Source organism: Streptomyces palmae (assembly GCF_004684805.1).
GTDB lineage: Bacteria > Actinomycetota > Actinomycetes > Streptomycetales > Streptomycetaceae > Streptomyces > Streptomyces palmae.
Genome location: NZ_SRID01000099.1, coordinates 1 through 18,895 on the forward strand (window position 1 = coordinate 1; position 18,895 = coordinate 18,895).

14 protein-coding genes are annotated in these 18,895 nt (G+C 73.7%); 6 read left to right on the forward strand and 8 right to left on the reverse strand.

All coding sequences use genetic code 11. The features are described from left to right. Nucleotides 1-11 precede the first annotated feature (11 nt). On the reverse strand, nucleotides 12-1,433 hold the full coding sequence (locus E4099_RS13260; RefSeq protein WP_135339230.1) for a HEAT repeat domain-containing protein: 1,422 nt from the start codon (nucleotides 1,431-1,433) through the stop codon (nucleotides 12-14). 312 nt (nucleotides 1,434-1,745) lie between these two features. Between E4099_RS13260 and E4099_RS13265 the strand changes: the two genes are divergently transcribed. Beyond that, on the forward strand, nucleotides 1,746-3,179 hold the full coding sequence (locus E4099_RS13265) for a PP2C family protein-serine/threonine phosphatase (protein ID WP_135339231.1): 1,434 nt from the start codon (nucleotides 1,746-1,748) through the stop codon (nucleotides 3,177-3,179). 128 nt (nucleotides 3,180-3,307) lie between these two features. On the opposite strand, the gene E4099_RS13270 is transcribed toward E4099_RS13265, so the two are convergent. Continuing rightward, nucleotides 3,308-4,780, reverse strand: coding sequence for a DNA-binding protein NsdB (locus E4099_RS13270; protein WP_135339232.1), 1,473 nt, complete (start codon nucleotides 4,778-4,780; stop codon nucleotides 3,308-3,310). A 230-nt stretch (nucleotides 4,781-5,010) separates the two neighbouring features. Between E4099_RS13270 and E4099_RS13275 the strand changes: the two genes are divergently transcribed. Further along, nucleotides 5,011-6,114, forward strand: a complete 1,104-nt coding sequence (locus E4099_RS13275; RefSeq protein ID WP_135339233.1) for an aminoglycoside phosphotransferase family protein — start codon at nucleotides 5,011-5,013, stop codon at nucleotides 6,112-6,114. A 528-nt stretch (nucleotides 6,115-6,642) separates the two neighbouring features. Then, entirely contained in the window at nucleotides 6,643-8,643 is a 2,001-nt protein-coding gene (locus E4099_RS13280; protein WP_386390047.1) for an N-acetylmuramoyl-L-alanine amidase, read from the forward strand. A 91-nt stretch (nucleotides 8,644-8,734) separates the two neighbouring features. Here the strand turns inward: E4099_RS13280 and E4099_RS13285 are convergent, their stop codons facing one another. After that, nucleotides 8,735-9,418, reverse strand: a complete 684-nt coding sequence (locus E4099_RS13285; RefSeq protein ID WP_135339234.1) for a flavin reductase family protein — start codon at nucleotides 9,416-9,418, stop codon at nucleotides 8,735-8,737. Between the two features lie 65 nt (nucleotides 9,419-9,483). On the opposite strand from E4099_RS13285, the gene E4099_RS13290 reads away from it, so the two are divergent. Further along, the gene (locus tag E4099_RS13290) at nucleotides 9,484-10,203 is read left to right on the forward strand and encodes an ArsR/SmtB family transcription factor (protein ID WP_135339235.1); all 720 of its coding nucleotides are present in this window, start codon (nucleotides 9,484-9,486) and stop codon (nucleotides 10,201-10,203) included. Between the two features lie 149 nt (nucleotides 10,204-10,352). On the opposite strand, the gene sph is transcribed toward E4099_RS13290, so the two are convergent. From sph to E4099_RS13310, 3 genes are all read right to left on the reverse strand, one after another. After that, a complete protein-coding gene (gene sph / locus E4099_RS13295; protein ID WP_135339242.1) occupies nucleotides 10,353-11,255 on the reverse strand; it encodes a sphingomyelin phosphodiesterase in 903 nt (300 codons plus the stop codon). A gap of 199 nt (nucleotides 11,256-11,454) precedes the next feature. Continuing rightward, nucleotides 11,455-11,955, reverse strand: coding sequence for a hypothetical protein (locus tag E4099_RS13300; RefSeq protein WP_135339236.1), 501 nt, complete (start codon nucleotides 11,953-11,955; stop codon nucleotides 11,455-11,457). A gap of 204 nt (nucleotides 11,956-12,159) precedes the next feature. Next, nucleotides 12,160-14,946, reverse strand: a complete 2,787-nt coding sequence (locus tag E4099_RS13310; RefSeq protein WP_245244807.1) for an ATP-binding protein — start codon at nucleotides 14,944-14,946, stop codon at nucleotides 12,160-12,162. 230 nt (nucleotides 14,947-15,176) lie between these two features. On the opposite strand from E4099_RS13310, the gene E4099_RS13315 reads away from it, so the two are divergent. Continuing rightward, complete coding sequence (locus E4099_RS13315) at nucleotides 15,177-16,283, forward strand: isoafricanol synthase (protein ID WP_135339237.1); 1,107 nt, start codon at nucleotides 15,177-15,179, stop codon at nucleotides 16,281-16,283. 226 nt (nucleotides 16,284-16,509) lie between these two features. Next, nucleotides 16,510-17,229, forward strand: coding sequence for a leucine-rich repeat domain-containing protein (locus E4099_RS13320; protein ID WP_135339238.1), 720 nt, complete (start codon nucleotides 16,510-16,512; stop codon nucleotides 17,227-17,229). Between the two features lie 103 nt (nucleotides 17,230-17,332). On the opposite strand, the gene E4099_RS13325 is transcribed toward E4099_RS13320, so the two are convergent. Together E4099_RS13325 and E4099_RS13330 are read right to left on the reverse strand one after the other, a co-directional pair. Next, nucleotides 17,333-17,572 carry a DUF397 domain-containing protein gene (locus tag E4099_RS13325; protein WP_135339239.1) on the reverse strand — a complete coding sequence of 80 codons (240 nt, stop codon included), beginning with the start codon at nucleotides 17,570-17,572 and terminating at the stop codon, nucleotides 17,333-17,335. A gap of 117 nt (nucleotides 17,573-17,689) precedes the next feature. Further along, on the reverse strand, nucleotides 17,690-18,853 hold the full coding sequence (locus tag E4099_RS13330; protein ID WP_135339240.1) for a thiolase domain-containing protein: 1,164 nt from the start codon (nucleotides 18,851-18,853) through the stop codon (nucleotides 17,690-17,692). Nucleotides 18,854-18,895: the final 42 nt, after the last annotated feature.

Below are 18,895 nucleotides of genomic sequence, written 5' to 3' on the forward strand. Positions count from 1 at the left end.
GGGCCGACTGGTTAGTGGGGGGTGGGGTCTGGGCCGATGCGGCTGCGGACCGCGGTCTGGACCTCGGCCTCCTCGGCCGGGTCGGCGGCGAGGCGGCGGAGCTGGTCGACCACCCGCGTGTCGGCGGTGGCGGCGTGCCGGGCGGCCACCTCCCGGGTGCTCTCCTCGCAGTCCCAGAGGCATTCCACGGCGAAACCCGAGCCGAAGGAGGGGTCGGTGGCGGCCAGCGCCTGGGCGGCGAGACCGCGCAGGTGCGAGGAGGCGGTCTCCCGGTAGATGTGGCGCAGCACGGGGGCGGCGCAGCCGATGGCCAGGCGGCCGGCGCCCTCCACCAGGGCCCGCAGGGCCGGGGCGTCGGGACCGGCGCCGCGGACCGTCCTGCGGAGTGCGGCCAGTACCGCGCCGGCGTCGTACTGGCCACCGCGGCAGGCGAGCATGGCGGCGGCCGCGTCGCCGAGGGCGTCCGGCCGCTGCGCCCAGGTCCGGGCCCGGTCGAGGGCGGCCACGCTGCGCATCCGTTCGAACGCGGCGAGCGCGGCCTGGGCGACCGGCTCGCCGGCCGGGTCGGTGGCGGCGGCCTCGATCAGGTCGAGCACCTCCGGGTCGCCGGTCTCGGCGAGGTGGCGCAGGGCAGCGGCGCGGGCGCCGTCCGGGCCGCCGGCGGCGGCGGCGAGCAGCTCGGCCCGGTCCTCGGGGCCGGCCACCGCGGTGAGGCAGCGGGCGGCGGCGTCGTGGCGCCGCACGCCGGGCAGCGGTTCGTGGTCGGCCTGGGCCCAGCGCAGCACGTCCTGGACGCTCCAGCCGGGGCGCGGGCCGGAGGGGGTGAGCTGGCGCTGCCAGCGGTCGAAGGCCCCGCGTTCCTGGGCCGCACGGATCCGGGCGCCGTACCGCGGGTCGTCGGCCCACAGCCGCCAGGGCCGGGGCTCGTAGGCGCCGCGGACGGCGGCGGCCAGCTCGGCGTCGCCCTCCGGGGTCAGGGGGAAGCGGGCCAGCACGGCCGGGGCCAGGGCGCGCAGCCCGCCGTCGTCGTCGCGCAGTGCGAGCTCGTCCAGGGCCCAGGCCCAGTTGGCGCCGGTGGCGGCGTAGCGGCGGAGCAGCAGCAGGGCGTCCTCGCGGCCGTAGGAGGCCAGGTGGCCCAGTACGGACAGGGCGAGGCCGGTGCGCTCCTCGGCGGTGTCGAGCAGGTCGTCCGGGTGGCACAGGTGCCGCTCGATCTCGTCCAGCTCGCACTGGAGGTCCAGACAGAGCCGCGCGTAGTACAGGGAGCGGTTCTCGACCTGCCAGTCGCGGCGGGGGTCGTGCAGCACGCACTGGTGCAGTGCCGCGAGCGCCTCGGCCCGCGGCGCCGCGAGGGCGTGCAGGGTCCCGTCGCCGCGGCCTCTCTGCAAGAGGCCGAGCAGGGTGCCGCTGGGCGCTATGTCTGGATCGAACATGAGGTCAGCATCCGGTGCGGTGTGTTTCGCTGGCAACGGGATTTCCGTCGATCGGCATTCTTGCCGCCCTCCGGCCGCGGTATGCCGCACGGACGGCATGAGCTGCGGATTCCCAAGCGCCGCAGCCTACCGGAATAGCGTCTTCCGGGGAGTCCGGCGCGGCTATGCCCCCGGAAGGCCAATGTCATATGCCAGAAGCACCACCGTATCGGGTATCGCCGAATCCCTTACGCGAGGTCGCAGCCTGTGCAACAGTCGTTACCGGTCCCTTCCGCCATACCCGGCCGCGCCGCGCCCGTATCGGAGTACGACATGCCGTCCCCACGCTCTGCGGACCACTTCGCCGCCCAGCCGCCCGAGCGCGGCGTGGTCGACGCACTCATCTCGCAGACCAGACGGCTCCGCGGCGGTATCGACGCGGTGCGCCGCGACTCCACCGCCACCTCCATCGGCGAGCTGGACGACCCCCGGCTGCGCTGGCAGCGCGCCCTGTGCGATCTCGCCGCCCACCAGCTCGACGACCTCGGCGCCCACCTCGGACAGCTGCGCGACGGGTTGCCCGAGGACCCGCCCGCCGCGGACTCACCGCCCGCCCGGCCGGCGGGCGCCCCGCACACCCGGGTCGGCAGTGCCGAGTGGAACTTCCTCACCGACGAGGTCGACTGGTCGCCGGAGCTGTGCCGGATCTTCGGCCGCTCCCCCGAGGAGGGCGGGCTCACCCTGGACGAACTGCCGTCCTGGGTGCTCCCCGAGGACCAGCACCTGCTCACCGGCATGATCACCGCCTGCCTGGTGGACGGCCGACCCTTGGACGGGGAGTTCCGCATCACCCGCGCCAGCGGTGAGGTGCGTACCGTCCACATGGTCGGCGAGCCGGTGCCGGACGCCGACGGCGCCACCGCCTCGATGTGGGCGGTGCTGCGCGATGTCAGCGAGCTGCGGCGCAGCCAGCACGCGGTGCGCGAGAGCGGTGACACCCTCCGGCGGCACCGGCACCACGCGCAGACCGAGCGGCGGCTCGCCGTCGAGTTGCAGGAGTCCGTCCTCCCCCCGTGGCGGGGCTCGCTGCGGCTGCCCCCTCACGCCGGACCGGACGCACTCGACCTGGCCGCCCACTACCTGCCCTCCGCGACCAGCGCCCTGATCGGCGGCGACTGGTACGACGCCCTGCAACTCCCCGAGGACCGCACCCTGCTGACGGTCGGCGACCTGACCGGGCACGGCGTGGCGGCCACCACCAACATGGCGATGCTGCTCGGCGCGCTGCGCGGCATGGCGGTCGCCGGCGTGGCGCCGGGGACGCTGATGGGCTGCCTCAACCAGCTGCTGGACGCCACGACGCAACCCGCCCTCGGCAGTGCGCTGTGCGCGGTCTACGACCCGGCCGCCCGCACCCTGGTCTGGGCACAGGCCGGACACCCCGCCCCGCTGCTGTTCCGCGACGGGGTGGGGCACGCCCTGCGCCCCCCGGAGGGAGTACTGCTCGGCGCCACCTCGGACGCCCACTACACCGAGGCCACCGAGGAACTGCGGCCCGGAGACCTGCTGGTGCTGCACACCGACGGGCTCTCCCCGCGCAGCCCGGACACGGACACCGACACAGGAGCCCAGCGGCTGCTGGAGCTCGCCCCCCGGCTCTGCGCGGCACGCGGGGCCCAGGAGTGCGTACGGACCGTGGTGGAGGCCTTCGGTGACGAGGTGCGCGAGGACGACGCCTGCGTGCTGATCGCCCGGATCCCGGGATGAGCGGGCTCATCACCGACACGAGCCGTCCCGCGATCGGTTGAGACGGGGCACACCGGTCGAGGGCACGAGGACGCACGGCATACCACTCCGCCGTACCGGCACCCGGCGCCACCAGGGCGGCGCCGGGACTACACGGACGCGGTACGACCCGGCCCGGTCTCTTTCGGCATGGCCATCTTGATCTGCTCGCGCAGCTCTTTGACCCGGGGGGATTGGGCGTACCGGTTGGTGAGCCGGTACATCTCGGACAGCCGGTCCCAGGTGCGGTGCGAGGAGTTGGCGCCGATGGAGAGCAGCGCCATCCGGGCATAGGTGCCCGCCTGCTCCGGATCGTCGCCGATGAAGCACGCCGAGGCGATCGAGATGTGGTCGAAGATCTGCGAACGGTCCCGTCCGCGCTCGCGCATCCGCAGCGCCTCCTTGGCGTGCCGCTGGGCGACGGCCGAGAACTTCGGGTCGTGCTCGGCCAGGGTGCGGTAGACCAGCCCCTCCATCCCGTGCAGGTCGGCCTCGTTGAACAGCTGCATCCAGCTCGGCGGGGGCACGTCGCCCTTGTCCGAGACGAACAGCTCCTCGGCCTCGCCCAGGGTGCGCCGCACCGCCTGGCTGTGCCCCATGGACGCCTGCGCCCAGGCCTCGATGGTGGCGAACATGGCGCGGGTGCGCGGCAGTGTCTCGTCACCGCAGCCGGACTTGGCCAGCTTCATCAGGTCGAGAGCGTCGTCCGGGCGCCCCAGGTGCACCATCTGCCGGGCGGCGCGGGAGAGCGCCTCGCTGGCGCGCGGCCGGTCGCCGCCCTCCCGGGCCGCGTGCGCGGCGATCACGAAGTACTTCTGGGCGGTGGGTTCCAGGCCCACGTCGTGCGACATCCAGCCGGCGAGCACCGCCAGGTTGGCCGCCACCCCCCATAGTCTGCGTTGCAGATGGTCGGGGTGGCGGAAGGAGAGCATCCCGCCCACCTCGTTGAGCTGGCCCACCACGGCCTTGCGCTGGAGGCCGCCGCCGCGGGAGGCGTCCCAGGCGCGGAAGATGTCCACCGACTGCTCCAGCGCGTCGATCTCCAGGGATCCGACGGGTGCCGCCTCATAGCGGTCGAAGCTCGCCGGGTCGGCGTGCAGGGGGTCGTCGAGTCGGGGGGCGTCGCCCGCCAGGGCGGGGTCGGAGTGCAGCCAGTCGTACATGGCGCTGCTGAGCGCCGAGCCTGCGGTGAGCGCCACGCCCGCGCCCACCAAGCCGCGTCGGTTGAACATAAGGTCCATTCCCGTGAATTCGGTGAGGACCGCGGCCACACGCTCGGGTGACCAGGGAAGGTCGTCGTCCGACCGGCCCCTCCCGGTACGCCCTTGCCGCCCGAATCCGAGGTCCTCAGTGGTCACAACACGACCGAGACGCTCGGTGAACAGGGCTGCCAAGACCTTCGGCACCGGATCGCGCGGCGTCTCGCCGGTCTCGATCCAGCGCCGGACCCGGGAGGTGTCGGTCGCCAGCTGCGGATGGCCCATGGCCGCCGCCTTCCGGTTCACGAGCCTCGCGAGCTCACCCTTGGACCAGCCGGCCAGGCCGAACAGGTCCGCAAGTCGGGTGTTGGGTTCCCTCGTCACGTCAAGCCCCCAGGTTCCTCGGCTGGTTCGACACTAACCGCCTGTCACGGGCCAGGCGACTATTCGCCAGGGTTCGCCAGGGTCCGCCAGATGGTGTGCCACCCGCGGCCGGGTGTGGTGTAGGAAAGCGCCACCCGGCCTGGAGGTCGGACCGCATTCCCCAGGGTGTGAGCCACCTCCTGGGCCGGGCGCGCGCTAGTCGTCGGCACGCGAAGGGATCTGTATTGCCCATGTACGCAGCATCGTCCTCCGTGTCCGTTCCAACCCGGACGCACCGCCCGCAAGTCGGTGGTGGGCCCTATCTCGACCCCACCCACGGCGGGCGGGCACGGCGGGCCGCGCCGGGACTCGGGCCGCAGCCGGTCAGCGGCCGGCTCGACCTCTCCGGACCGCAGGGGGCGCAGCTGCGCACCGCGCTGGCGTCGGTGCACCGGATCTGCCCCGAGTTCAACCCGGTCCAGGTGCTCCGTCGGAGCGGACGGTCCGTACTGCTGGTCGGCACCACCGGGCGCAGCAGCGCGGTGGCCAAGTGCCTGCTGGACCACTCGCCGGCCTGGGCCGAGCGGTTCCGGCAGGAAATAGGGGCGTACCGGGCGTTCGTCCGGCACCGGCCTCCCGTACGCGTCCCCCGGCTCATCGCCGCGGACCCCGACAACTGCACGCTGGTGGTGGAGCGGATGCCGGGCCGGGTGGCCGCCCTGCAGCGCTATCCGACGGAGCCGCCGCCGCGCGCCGACATCCGGGCCGCGCTCGGCGCCATCTGCCGGATCAACGCCTGGCGACCGCCGGCCGGACGGTTCGAGGCGCCCATCGACTACGCCGCCCGGCTGGCCCGCTACCACGAGCTGGGGCTGCTGACCGACCGGGACATGGGCGATCTGCAGAAGCTGCTGCACGGGCTGGCGCACGCGCCGGGGCGGCAGGGGCGCGGGCAGTTCTGCCACGGCGACGCCCAGCTGAACAACGTCCTGCTCTCCCCCGCCGGGGCGGCGCTGGTCGACTGGGACCACGCGGGCTGGTACCTCCCGGGCTACGACCTGGCGACGCTGTGGACCGCGCTCGGCGAGGCCCCGGCCGAGCGCCGCCACATCGCCGCCCAGGCGCAGGCCGGCGGACCGGTCGCGCGGGACGCCTTCCTGGTGAACCTGATGCTGGTGCTGACGCGGGAGATCCGCACCTACGAGACGGCCGTGCATCGCACCATGACCGACCCCGCTCCAGTGCCGCCCGGCGCGGTCAGTGCGGGTGAGGAGCAGCGGCTGCTGCTGCGCCGGCTGCATGACGACTGCGCCCTGGCCCGGCGTGCGGTACGGGCCGCGGTGGGCACCCGCTGAACCGGCACCGTGGTGCCGCGCCGACCGGCCGGCGACGACCCCCGACACAGCCTCCCCTGCGGGCCGCCGTCCGCACCCGGGCCGCGGCGGGCACGAATCCGGGCACCGCACGGACGGACACGACCTGGCGACGTCCGTGCGGGCCGCGGTGAACCGGGCAGCCGAACCGCCACCGGGGTGCTGCACCGACCGCACGGACGGCCAGCCCCGGCACGCGTCCGTGCGGGCTCCGGTGGACCGGGCACCCGGGCCGGCCTCCCGTACCGGGTCGCCGCGGAAACGCCCGCCGTACCGGGTCGCCGCGAAACGCCCGCGGAACCGACGTGCGGGCGCGTCACCGTTATGCACCACTGACGCGCCGCAGGCCCGAAGGCCGGTGCCGGGAAACCCTCCGGCACCGGCGGTGACGCGCGGATCCCCGGGGTACGCACATGATTGACGGGGCGTCCGCCAGCGGATACCTCTAGGTGCGTCCGGCCTCACACGCCCCGCCAGGCGCGTGGTCAGGCCCACCCCGAGGAGGCTGCATTGCGAGGATCCGCCCAGCCACGAATCGTCAGAACCACCTCCCGCACCCTGGCACTACGGACCGCCGGCGCCGCGGCGTCCGCGGCCCTGCTGCTCCCCCTGATCTCCGCCGCCCCCGCCGCCACCGCCGGCGAGCCCCGGTCCGGCACCCTCCAGCAGGCGTTCGCCGACGCCGCCGAGGAGTACCACATCCCGCAGAGCGTGCTGCTGGGCGTCTCCTATCTGGAGTCGCGCTGGGACGGCCACTTCGGCGCCCCCAGCGTGACCGGCGGCTACGGCCCGATGCACCTGACCGACGCCCGTACCGCGCTGGCCGGCACCCCGCACCACAGCGAGGGCACCGAGGACGCGCGCGGGGACGCCGCCCGGGCGGTGAAGAGCGTCGCGGCGCCGTCCACCACGACCACCCCGGACTCCTCGGGCGCGCTCCCGGCCCGGCTGCGCACCCTGGACCGGGCCGCCGAGCTGACCGGCCTGCCGGCCGCGGAGCTGCGGCGCACCGAGGCCGCCAACGTACGCGGCGGGGCGGCCCTGCTCGCCGCCGAACAGCGGCGCCTCGGCCTGCCGCTGAGCGCCGACCCGGCCGACTGGTACGCGGCGGTGGCGCACTATTCCGGGGCCGAGGACGCCCGGACCGCCGCGGTCTTCGCCGACGACGTGTTCCAGGTGATCCGCGCCGGGGAGCGGCGCACCACCCCGTCCGGCCAGCGGGTGGAGCTCGCGGCCGACGCCCGGCTGGAGCCGGACACCGCTCAGCTGCGCCGACTGGGCCTGCGGGACCGGGAACGGGACCCGAACACCGAGTGCCCGGCGAGCGTGGCCTGCGAGTGGATCCCGGCGCCCTACCAGGATCTGGGCGGCGGTGACTACGGCAACCACGACAAGGCGGACCGTCCGGCCTCCCAGCAGGTCGACTACATCGTCATCCATGACACCGAGGCCACCTGGGACACCACCCTCCAGCTGGTGCAGGACCCGACCTACGTGTCCTGGCACTACACCCTGCGGTCGGCGGACGGGCAGATCGCCCAGCACGTGCCGACCAAGGACGTCGCCTGGCACGCCGGCAACTGGTACGTGAACTCCAAGTCGGTGGGCCTGGAGCACGAGGGGTTCCTGACCGCGCCGGACGCCTGGTACACGGAGGCGATGTACCGCAACTCGGCCCGGCTGGTGCGCTATCTGGCCCATCGGTACGACATCCCGCTGGACCGGCAGCACATCCTGGGCCACGACAACGTGCCGGGCACCACGCCCTCGGGCATCCCCGGCATGCACACCGACCCCGGCCCGTACTGGGACTGGGCGCACTACTTCAGGCTGCTGGGCGCCCCCTTGCACCGGACCGCGGGGCCGCACGGCGGACTGGTCACCATCCGGCCCGACTACGAGTCCCACCAGCCGGTCTACACCGGCTGCGAGAAGGCCGGACAGGCCTGCGTCCCGCACGGCTCGGGCGCGGTGCGGTTGCACACCGGCCCCAGCGAGGAGTCCCCGCTGGTGAAGGACATCGGGCTGCGGCCGAACGGCGCCGACTCCACGACCGGGGTCAACGACACCGGGGCGCGGGCCTCCACCGGACAGCAGTTCGCGGTGGCCGAACGCTCGGGTGACTGGACGGCGATCTGGTACCTGGGGCAGAAGGCGTGGTTCCACAACCCGGCCGACGCGCCGACCGCCCTGGACGCCAAGGGCTGGGTGGTGACCCCGAAGCCGGGCGCCACGGAGATCCCGGTGTACGGGCGCGCCTACCCGGAGAAGACGGCGTACCCCGCGGGCGTGCCGGTGCAGTCGGTCCTGGCCCTGCCGTACAAGCTGACGGCCGGGCAGGAGTACCCGATGGGTCTGCGGACCCAGGGCGAGTACCTGTGGGCGACCACCTTCGACCCGGCCGGGCATGTGGTGGTGCGCGGCGAGGAAACCTACTACCAGATCCAGTTCGGGCACCGGGTGGCCTATGTGAAGGCCGCCGACGTGACGGTGCGGCGGTCCGGCGCCTGAGGACCACCCGCACGGCCGGGCCTGCCGGCTCCGGTGTTCCGGCCCGCGGACGCGTCGGGGGGCGCGTCCGCGGGCCGGGGTGGTCGGCGGTCTAACGGGACGCGGTGCCGTCGAGCGCGGACTCTCGGGGGCCTCGGGGCGTCTGGGTGCGGTAGGAGTGGCCGAGTTCCGGGCCGAGCCCGAAGTAGTGGCGGAAGTTGTAGATGAGGGGGCTCCACACCGCGGGGTCGATGTGATCGGTGCCGGGGACGACGATGCGGGAGTCGGCGTGGACGGTGCGCACCACGGTCTCGACGATGACGAATTCTCCGGAGACGTCCGGCAGCACCCGCTCGGCGCGGGCCTCCAGCTGGATCGGGCATCCGGCGACCCGAGGCGGCCGGACCCGATGGGACGGTTCGGCGGTCAGGCCGGCCGCGGCGAACTTGTCCGCTTCGAAGCGGCAGCCCTCGTGCTTGCTCGCGGGTACCGGGTTGCGGCCGGTCAGCGGTGCCAGCCGCTCCACCGCCGGCCACTGGGCGGGAGCCGGCAGATTGATCACCAGATCGGGGCGGCTGCCGAGGTTGTACGCGCTCTGCCCCTCACGGCCGAGTCCGAGGACGACCGTCTGGCCGAGGGCCCAGGCGGAGGATATCGGGGCAAGATTGAACGAACCATCCTGGTTCTCTGTCGACAGGAGCACCACCGGCGTCCCGAAGTACAGGACGCTCGGCTCGATCTCGACATGGGTGACCGCTGTTTCCGCAGGCAGGGCATGGGGAGGGGCTGTGTTCATGGCGGGCAGCCTAGGATTCGGTCGCTTCGGCGGCGGCCGAAGTGTCGTGGGTGACAATTGCCCCCATGGACACGCGTCGCACACACGGAACCGGTCCCGACCTGGCCTCCATGGCGAGGCTGCTGGCCGATGGCACACGGGCGGGCTTCTGCCTGGCCCTGCTCGACGGTCGGGCCTGGACGGCGACGGAGCTGGCCCGCCATGTCGGGGTGGCGCCGTCGACCGCCACCGAGCACCTGCACGCGCTGGTGGGCGGAAACCTGCTGGCCGAGGAGCGGCAGGGCCGCCACCGCTACGTACGTCTGGCCGGTCCGCACGTCGCCGAGCTGATCGAGAGCCTCGCCGCGATGGCACCCCAGCGCGCCCCGGCTCCCCGCACTCTGTCGGCGGCCGGCCGCCGACAGGCCCTCGCCCACGCCCGCACCTGCTACGACCACCTCGCCGGGGCCGTCGGGGTCGCCATCACCGACGCGATGATCGAGCGGGGGCTGGTGGACCTGGAGCACGGGCTGCGGCTCACCGCCGAGGGGACGACCTGGCTCGGTGATCTCGGCATCACCGTCCCGACCGGCACACGCCGGCCGTCGGTGCGGTCATGCCTGGACTGGACCGAACGCCGCCCGCACCTGGCCGGCGCCGTCGGCGCCGCGCTGTGCCGCCACGCGTTCGACACCGACTGGATCACCCGCATCGGCACCACCCGCGCCGTCGCCGTCACCCCCACCGGCCGACAGGCGCTCCGTCACCATCTCGGCCTCCCCGATGACATCCTCGCCCCGAAGTGAGCACGGACCCTTGGCGCGTGCCGGCGGTGCTGTGCGGTGATGCCTCCGTTGCCGTCGGCGCAGGGCGTCATCGCCGCGCGATCGGGACGGAGGCGGGGCACCCCCGCGCCGTGCGAGGTGGCGCGGGGGCCCGGCGCCGGTGCGACGGGTCAGGAGCCGGTGACCGGGTAGTGGTCGGAGAGGTTGGTGTAGGTGTAGCGCTTGCCCCAACTGGTGACGGTCCAGGGGGCGGTCTGCTCCTGGATGACCTCGTTGTGCCAGGTGGCGGGGCGGGCGTGGCCCTGGCGGTGGAGGACGTAGTCCAGGTCCTCGCGGGGGTCGTCGGGGTAGCGGTAGGCCGCGATCGAGTTGTCCTGGGTGTCGAAGGAGTAGGGGTGGCCGGTGCGGTCGGCGTCCACCAGTCCGGCGTCGGCCAGCATGGTGGCGTGTTCGGGGCTGCGTGAGTCCACGTTGAGGTCGCCGGCGACGATCACCTGCTCACCGGCCGGGATGTTCTTGGCGTCCAGGAAGGCGTCCAGCTCCTTGAACTGCTTGGCGCGGATCTGGGCGGCCTGGCCCGCGGCGCAGGCCGGGTCGGTGGACTGGGTGTGGGTGCCGACCAGGTGCACCCTGGTGCCGTTCACGTCGAGGACCGTGTAGACGAAGCCCTTGTTGGAGAGCCAGTCGCTGCCGCAGCCGTCGTGGTAGACGTACTGCTCCTTGCGGAGGATGGGCCACTTGCTGAGCACGGTCACCCCACCGTCCTCGGGGGCGACGGCGGAGTAGCCGCCGCCGGTGGCGTCCCAGCCGTCCTTGCTGCGGCCCAGGACCGGGGTCTGGTACGGGTAGGCCGCCGCCGCGTTCGCCTTGAGCGCGTTGGAGGTGGTGTTGTCGAACGCCTCCTGGAGGACGACGGCGTCGCGGCCCTGGAAGAAGTCGGCCGCCGGTATCTCCTGGGCCCGGTGCTGCTGGCCCCAGTTGGGGTAGAGGGTGGTGCTCATCAGGAAGGTGTTGTAGGTCAGCACGTCGACCTGGGGCACCTCGGCGGCGCCCGCCGGAGTCGGGGCCGCCATGAGGGCGGCGGCGGCCAGTGCGGTCGCGACGGCGGCGCCGTGGGCGCGGCGGAGCAGGGAGCGCACGAGCTTCTCCTGGAGTGTGGGGGCAGGGGGACCCGCACATCCAAGCAGTCGCGATTACTTCCTGGTAACAGCCAGGTGAGAAAAAAATTTCGCGGGCCGTATGTTCGGTCGACGGCCCGCCGGCCCCCTGCGGCTATCCCTGCTGGAACATCTCCGCGGGGAGCGGCTTGAGCAGCCGGTAGAGGTCGTCGGTGATGGGGCGGTCCCAGCTGGCGATGGTCACCAGTACACCGTCGCTGCGATCGAACTGGGCGCAGGAGATCCGGCTTTCGGAGAGCTTGATCCGCCGCACGATGAGCAGGTTGTCCTCGTGCATGACCGGGGTGTCCTCGGCTTCCACCACCTGCACCGGCTCGTCGTTGCCGAGCGCCGCGAGCAGCTGGCTGACCTCGAACGGCACCTGCCCCTCGGCCAGCTCCCGGACCGGCGACCCGGCCGGCAGGTTTCCGATGATCATGGCCGGGCCGCGACCGCCGAACAGGTCGTAGCGCAGGAAGACCCCCTGGCAGCTGCCGTCCGGCGCGGGCAGCAGCCCGGCGCCGAGATCACCGGGCCAGTCGCCCGGGTCCATGGCCAGGACGTCGAAGTCCGGGCCGGTGGGTGTGGGGGCGCTGCGGCGGCGGAGGAACGACATGCGGACATGGTACGTGGCCGGGGTGGCCCGGTGCCGCACGGGAGCGGCACCGCGGCGGGCCCAGAGGATAGCGGCGCGGAGCGTCGTTTGAGGGTGGTGGTGGGAGACGGGCGGGACGCGGGCGCGGAGCGTCGTTTGAGGGTGGTGGTGGGAGACGGGCGCGGAGCACTTTCGTTCAAGGGTGATGGTGGGAGACGGGCGGGATCAGCGCTGTCGCGGATCGCCCTCCGGCAGCATCCTGGCCAGCCCTTCGCGGTTGGTTCCCGCCTTGCGGTAGACGCCCGACAGCAGCCGGGCCACCTCGGTCTCCGCCAGGCCCAGCGCGTCCGCGATCCCGGCGTCGGGCAGGCCGCGGGCGGCACGCTCGGCGACCGCCTGCTCCTGCCGGGTGAGGGCGTAGGTCTCGTCCGCCCGCAGTTGCAGTGGGCGCAGCCCGATCGCGGACAGCTCGTCCCGGGCCCGTCCCGCCAGCGCCTCGGCACCGCACTGCAGCGCGCCCTCCAGTCCGCGGTAGAGCAGCTCCCCGGCGTCCTGGGGCAGTCCGATGCGGCGCAGCGCGGCTCCGTGGTCGATCAGGGCCAGTGCCAGGTCGTATGCGGCGGGTGAGCGCTCCAGGTGGCTGACGGCCTCCGCGAGCAGCGAGATCCGCTGGGGTCCGCGGGCCACCGCGGCGGCGTTGTGCAGGGCCTGGCCGATCGCCGAGTCGGTGCCGAACTGCCGGGCCCGGCGCAGGGCTTCGTCGGCCAGTTCGGCCGCCTGGTCGGGGTCGTTCGGTGACAGGGCCTGGGAGAGCCGGGCCTGCCAGGGGCACCAGGAGGGGTTGCGGATGCCGCGGGCCTCCAGCCGGCGGCCGACGGCGGCCAGCTGCCGGCCCGCCTCGCGGTGCAGGTTGCGGGCGAGCAGCAGCTCTCCGTAGACCAGCTGGGCGTCCGGGTAGACCACCGCGCTGGGCGTGGTGCCGTCGTGGCCGTACGCCTGGGCCACCTGCTGGGCCTCGGCCACCCGCCCGCCGGCCAGCAGGGTCTGCACCAGCGTGCCGACCGCGGCCCACTGGGCGGGGGTGGAGGTGCCGACCCGGTGGGCGATCCGCAGTCCCTCGCGGACCAGCTCCTCGGCGCGTCCTGGCTGGTCGCAGTACATGAAGGTGAGGCTGACCAGGACGGGGACCTCGAAGCCCCAGTTGTCGTCGGTCCAGCTGAGCCCGGAGCCCAGCGCGGCCTCGGCGAAGCGCAGGGCGTCGGCCGCCGGCTCGCCGCGCAGTACCGCGTCCCAGGCCCGCAGACCCAGCAGGTAGCGCTCGGCCAGGCCGCGTCCGCTCAGGTGCTCGACCAGCCGGGCCAGTCGCCGGGAGCGGGCCGGCGAGTCGGGTTCGTCGGCCCGGAAGGCGTTCCACATGAACTGGTCGGCCTGCATCCGCAGCCGGGTGCGGGTGCTGGTGGCCCGCTGGGCCTCGGCGGCGACCACCCGGCTGGCCTCGTCCATCCGGCCGCTGTGCCCGTACGCCTGGGCCAGCCGGACGGTGATGGCCTCGCGCAGGGCGGGGTCCAGCACCGGCTCCTCCAGCGCGGCCCGCAGATGGTTGACGGTGGTGGCGGGGGCGGTGAGCGAGGTGGAGCAGCCGAGTTCGAACAGGACGGCGGCGCGGTCCTCCAGGACGGGCGGTTCCCGCAGGGCGCGCTCCAGACAGCGGCGGGCCGCGTCCGGGGCGCCGGCGCGCAGATAGTCGCGGGCCGCCTCGCGGAGCTGTTCGACCACCCAGGTGTCGGCCTCCGGGTGCATCTCCAGCATGTGCCGGCCGCCCGCGGCGGCGCCGAGCCCGGCGTTGAGCACCGCGGCGGCGGCCTGGCCGTGCATGGCGACCCGCATGGCTCCCGGGATGGCCCGGTAGACGGCGGTGGCGATCAGCGGGTGGAGGAACTCCACGGTGTCCTCGCGGGCCGTGCAGCGGGCCAGGATGCGGGCGTCACCGAGCTTGACGATCAGCTCCGCGGTCTCGGCACCGCTGAGCGCGGCGACGCTGGCGGCCAGTGCCGGGGTGGCCTCGGTGCCCAGGACGGCGACCGCCCAGGCCAGCCGGGTGGCGCTGCCGCCGAGCCGCTCCAGGCGGTCCAGCAGGCCGTTGTCCCGGACCCGGGAGGCCAGGCCGCGGAGCTCGGTGGTGTTGGCGGACTGGGGCTTGATCTCCTGGTCGCGGATCTTGGCGGTCAGTTCGACCAGCTCGAAGGGGTTGCCGCCGGTGACGGCCCAGCACTCCCGGCAGAAGCCGTCCTCGGCCTCCTCGCCGAGGACGTCGCGGACCATGCGGACGACCGCGGCCGGGGTGAGCGGGGCCAGCAGATGGGGTCGGGAGCCCTGGCGCTCGGCGAGCCGGCGGAAGTCCGCGGCGTCGGCGGACAGGTCCTCCGGGCGGTAGCCGACGGCCAGCAGCATCGGCAGGTCCTGGGCGCGGGGCGCGAACCGGGTGAACCAGTCCAGGGATTCGGCGTCGGCCCAGTGGGCGTCGTCCAGGACCATGACCACCGGGGCGTACTCCACGGCTAACCGGGTCACCAGCCAGTCGAGCCCGTCCCGTACGCCCTGCGGGTCGGGCGCGCCGGCGTCCGGCGAGGCCACCAGGCCGACGGCCGGGGCGACGATGTCGTACCAACTCCCCAGGATCCTGCGGTGCTCGTCCTCGCCGACCGCGGCCAGCAGTGGTTGCAGCAGCTGGCGCACGACGTGGAAGGCGACGCCCTGCTCGTGTTCGCCGCCGCGGGCGAAGAGCACGGTGCAGCGGCGGCCGGCCGCCTGGCGGCGCAGCTCGGCCAGGAGTGCGGTCTTGCCCACACCGGCCGGTCCGGCGAAGGCGATCACCCCTCCGGTGCGCGGCTCCGCGGCACCGTCCCCGGATCCGGTCAGCTCCTTCAACGCCGCTTCGACCGCGCCGAGTTCGGCGTCCCGTTCGACAAGTGCCCGGCCCGGCCGCCCGCTGCGTTCCGCGTCCACGTTCACGTCTGGCTCCCCTTCGGCAGGTCACGCTGAGCGTAGCCCTCAGGGACACTCCGTAGCACCCCAGGGGCCACAAATCTCGTTGGCATGAGCCACTGGCACACGCCAATTCGACGTGCGGGCTATCGATCGCCCTCTGATCGCGCGACGATGCTGTAGTCCGAGCGCGAGTGGATCACCGGAACGGTCCCTCGCGGGCGGCAGTGGAGTTGCCTCGGTGACGGGTGGGAACGATGAACACGACGATCATGCGGCCATGGGAGCTGGAGTCCGATCTCACGCGGCGAGCGGAGCTGCTCGCCGTTCCGGTGGGCACGGCGGCGAGCCCGGACGGGGAGTCCGCCCGGCGGCACACCATCGGATGGCTGCGCGGCTTCGGGGTGTTCCGGGGAGACGAGGCGGCGGTCGCCGAGTACGACGCGCTGCGTCTGGACCGGCTGTCGGCGCTCTTCTATCCCCAGGCGGTCGGCGCGGAGCTCGCTCTCGCCAACGACCTGAACGGCTGGTTCTTTGTCTTCGACGACCAGTTCGACGGCGAGTTGGGGCACCGCCCCCAGGCCGTGGCACGGCTGGTGGACAGCGTGGTGCGGATCACCCAGGAGCCGGACCGGCGCGGCCCGGTCCCGGGCGACAGCCCGCTGCTGGCCAGCTTCCGGGACCTGTGGCGGCGGATCAACTCCGGGATGCCCGAGGTCTGGCGGAACCGCTTCCGCACCAACTGGTGCGGCTATGTCGACGCGCACAAGCGGGAGGCCGCGGACCGCACCGGACCGGCCCCGCACTCGCTGGACGCCCTGCTGGCCGTCAAACGCCATTCGGTGGGTGTGCAGCCCTGCCTCGACCTGCACGAGCGGTTCGGCGGGTACGCGCTGCCGGACGCGGTGCACACCGGCTTCCCGCTGGCCCGGATGCGGGAGGCCACCGACGATGTGGTGATCTTCATCAACGACATCGTCTCGCTGGACAAGGAGCTGGCGGCCGGGGACGTCCACAACAGCGTGCTGCTGCACCGGGGGCGGGAGGGCGGCACCCTGGAGCAGGCGGTGCGGCACGTGGCCGGCCTCGCCAACGCGCGCTACCGGTACTTCGAGGAGCTCGCCGCCCAACTTCCCGGCTGGCTCGGCCGGCACGGCGCGGGGCCGGAACTCATCCGGCACACCGCCCGCTACGCCGACGGCATGCGGCATGTGATGGCCGGCAGCCTCGCCTGGTCGCTGGAGACCTCCCGGTACGACGCGCGGGGCGTCGCCGCGGCCGGCAGTGGCCGCCTGCGCCCCTGGGCGGACCTCGGCCCACTCGGCGAGCCGGCCCCCGGAGAGGGGACGGGCCGCGTCGGGTAGCGGGGCGCGTCGGGTAGCGGAGTCGCCGGGGCATCGTCCCGCGGTGGTGTGCCGGCGCTCAGCGTGACGGGCCCTGGTGGCCTGGGGCGGAGGCGCCGCGGCGGATCGGCAGCCGTCGACCGGGGCTTGGCGGCCGCCGGATCCCACTCCGGGCTGTCGGGCCGGCATTCCGGCATCCCGCGAGGAACCCGAACGCTCCCCGATCCAGGTGGCTAGGCTGCGTCGGGTGAACCGTGGAGGCGATTACTGGAAGGCCGGTCTGGACGAGGTTCCGGACGAGGTGTGGCGGCGGACCGATCTGGAGGTGCTGATCCTCGCCGACAACCGGCTCACCGCACTCCCGCCGGACATCGGCCGGCTGCGCCGGCTGCGCACCCTGGACCTGGGGCACAACCGGCTGGTGCGGGTGCCGGAGGAGATCGGCGGATTGGCCGAGTTGAGTGGCTGCCTGTATCTGCACGACAACGACCTGGCCGAACTGCCGGAAAGCATCGGCGGGCTGACCCGGCTGGGCTATCTGAACATCGGGGAGAACCGGCTGGTCAAGCTGCCCGCATCGCTCGGCCGGCTGGCCGCCCTCACCGAACTGCGGGCGCAGCACAACGCGCTGGCCGAACTGCCGGAGAGCCTGGGGGGACTGGTCGCCCTGCGGGAGTTGTGGCTGCGCGGCAACCGGCTGACCGGGCTGCCCCGGAGTCTGGCCGGGCTGCGCGAACTGCGACTGGTGGAGCTGCGGGACAACGCTCTGGGGGCGGTGCCGGAGGCGCTACGCGGGCTGCCGCTGCTGCGCCGGATCGACCTGCGCGGCAATCCGCTGCACGAGGTGCCGGCCTGGGTAGCCGAGCTTCCCTCACTGGAGAAGCTCGATCTGCGCTGGACACCGGTGGACGAGGACCAACGGCCGCTGCGGGCCCTGCGCGAGCGGGGCTGCGTGGTACTCGTCTGAGACGGCGTCGGCCTGCCCGCGCTTGCTCGTCGGGCAGGTCGCCGTCGGCCGGGCGTCTCCCCCGGCGGGCGCGGGGGGAGACGGCGGTCCGGGGCCGTCCCGGTCAGGTGAGGTCGAACTCGCCGTCGCGGGCGCCGAGGACGAAGGCACGCCACTCCGCGGGGGTGAAGATCAGGGCCGGCCCGTCCGGGTGCCGGCCGTCCCGCATCGCGATGTAGCCCTCCACGAAGGCGATCTCGACATCGCCGGCGCCCTGGCTGCTGGACCGCCACTCCGCGCCGGTCAGATCGAGATTGGGCTTCTTACCGCTGTCCAGCGGCTGTTCGGTGGTGGTGTCTGCCACGTCCTCAGCTCCTCCCGTGTTCATCGTCCGCGCCCACCATAGCCATCGGTGACGGACCCGGACAGGAAGTCGCGGAGATACCCCCCGGATGTGGTATAGGCGCTGGCCAGCGCTTTGTCAGGGCGGTGGGGAGGCGCCCACCACCCACATGGCGAAGAACTGCGCGCCGCCGCCGTAGGCGTGGCCGAGCGCGGTCCTGGCGCCGTCGATCTGGTGCTCTCCGGCCTGTCCGCGCACCTGGAGCGCGGCCTCGGCGAAGCGCAACATGCCCGAGGCGCCGATGGGGTTGCTGGAGAGCACCCCGCCGGAGGGGTTCACCGGCAGCTCGCCGTCGAGAGCGGTGGCCCCCGACTCGGTCAGCCGCCACCCCGTGCCCTGCTCGGCGAAGCCCAGGTTCTCCAGCCACATCGGCTCGTACCAGCTGAACGGTACGTAGATCTCGGCCACATCGATCTGGCGCCGCGGGTCGGTGATGCCCGCCTGCCGGTAGACATCGGCCGCGCACTCCCGGCCGGCTCGCGGGGAGACGAAGTCCTTGCCGGCGAACAGGGTGGGCTCGCTGCGCATCGCGCCGCCGTGCAGCCAGGCGGGCGGGGCGGGGGCCCGGGCGGCGCCGGCGCGGTCGGTGAGCACCATGGCGCAGGCGCCGTCCGAGGAGGGGCAGGTCTCGGAGTAGCGGATCGGGTCCCACAGCATCGGCGAGGAGCGCACCCGCTCCAGGGTGAGGTCCGCCTCGTGGAGGTGGGCGTACGGGTTCCGCAGGGCGTTGCGCCGGTCCTTGTAGGCGACCAGGGCGCCGATGCCGGCCGGGGCGCCGCTGCGCTGGATGTAGGCCCGTACGTGCGGGGCGAAGAAGCCGCCGGCGCCGGCCAGCAGCGGCTGCTGGAAGGGGACGGGCAGCGACAGCCCCCACATGGCGTTGGACTCGGACTGCTTCTCGAAGGCCACGGTGAGCACGGTGCGGTGCAGCCGGGCGGCGACCAGGTCGGCGGCGGCCAGGGCGGTGGAACCGCCCACCGAGCCGGCGGTGTGCACCCGCAGCATCGGTTTGCCCACCGCGCCGAGCGCGTCGGCGAGGTAGAGCTCGGGGGTCATCACGCCCTCGAAGAAGTCGGGGGCCTTGCCGATCACCACCGCCTCGATGTCCGCCCAGCCGAGTTGGGCGTCGGCCAGGGCGCGGTGGGCGGCCTCGCGGACCAGGCCGGCCAGGGAGACATCGCGGCGGGCGGCGCTGTGCCGGGTCTGCCCGATCCCGACCACGGCCACCGGCTCTCGGGTCACGGTGCCTCCTGACGGTGGGGGCGGCGGCTCCGCGGGTGGGAC

What these genes read in the sequence shown, in the direction of transcription:
- E4099_RS13260 (WP_135339230.1), bottom strand. Translation starts at nt 1,433, where the DNA reads ATGTTCGATCCAGACATAGCGCCCAGCGGCACCCTGCTCGGCCTCTTG.
- E4099_RS13265 (WP_135339231.1), top strand. Translation starts at nt 1,746, where the DNA reads ATGCCGTCCCCACGCTCTGCGGACCACTTCGCCGCCCAGCCGCCCGAG.
- E4099_RS13275 (WP_135339233.1), top strand. Translation starts at nt 5,011, where the DNA reads ATGTACGCAGCATCGTCCTCCGTGTCCGTTCCAACCCGGACGCACCGC.
- E4099_RS13285 (WP_135339234.1), bottom strand. Translation starts at nt 9,418, where the DNA reads ATGAACACAGCCCCTCCCCATGCCCTGCCTGCGGAAACAGCGGTCACC.
- E4099_RS13290 (WP_135339235.1), top strand. Translation starts at nt 9,484, where the DNA reads ATGGACACGCGTCGCACACACGGAACCGGTCCCGACCTGGCCTCCATG.
- sph (WP_135339242.1), bottom strand. Translation starts at nt 11,255, where the DNA reads ATGGCGGCCCCGACTCCGGCGGGCGCCGCCGAGGTGCCCCAGGTCGAC.
- E4099_RS13300 (WP_135339236.1), bottom strand. Translation starts at nt 11,955, where the DNA reads ATGTCGTTCCTCCGCCGCCGCAGCGCCCCCACACCCACCGGCCCGGAC.
- E4099_RS13315 (WP_135339237.1), top strand. Translation starts at nt 15,177, where the DNA reads ATGAACACGACGATCATGCGGCCATGGGAGCTGGAGTCCGATCTCACG.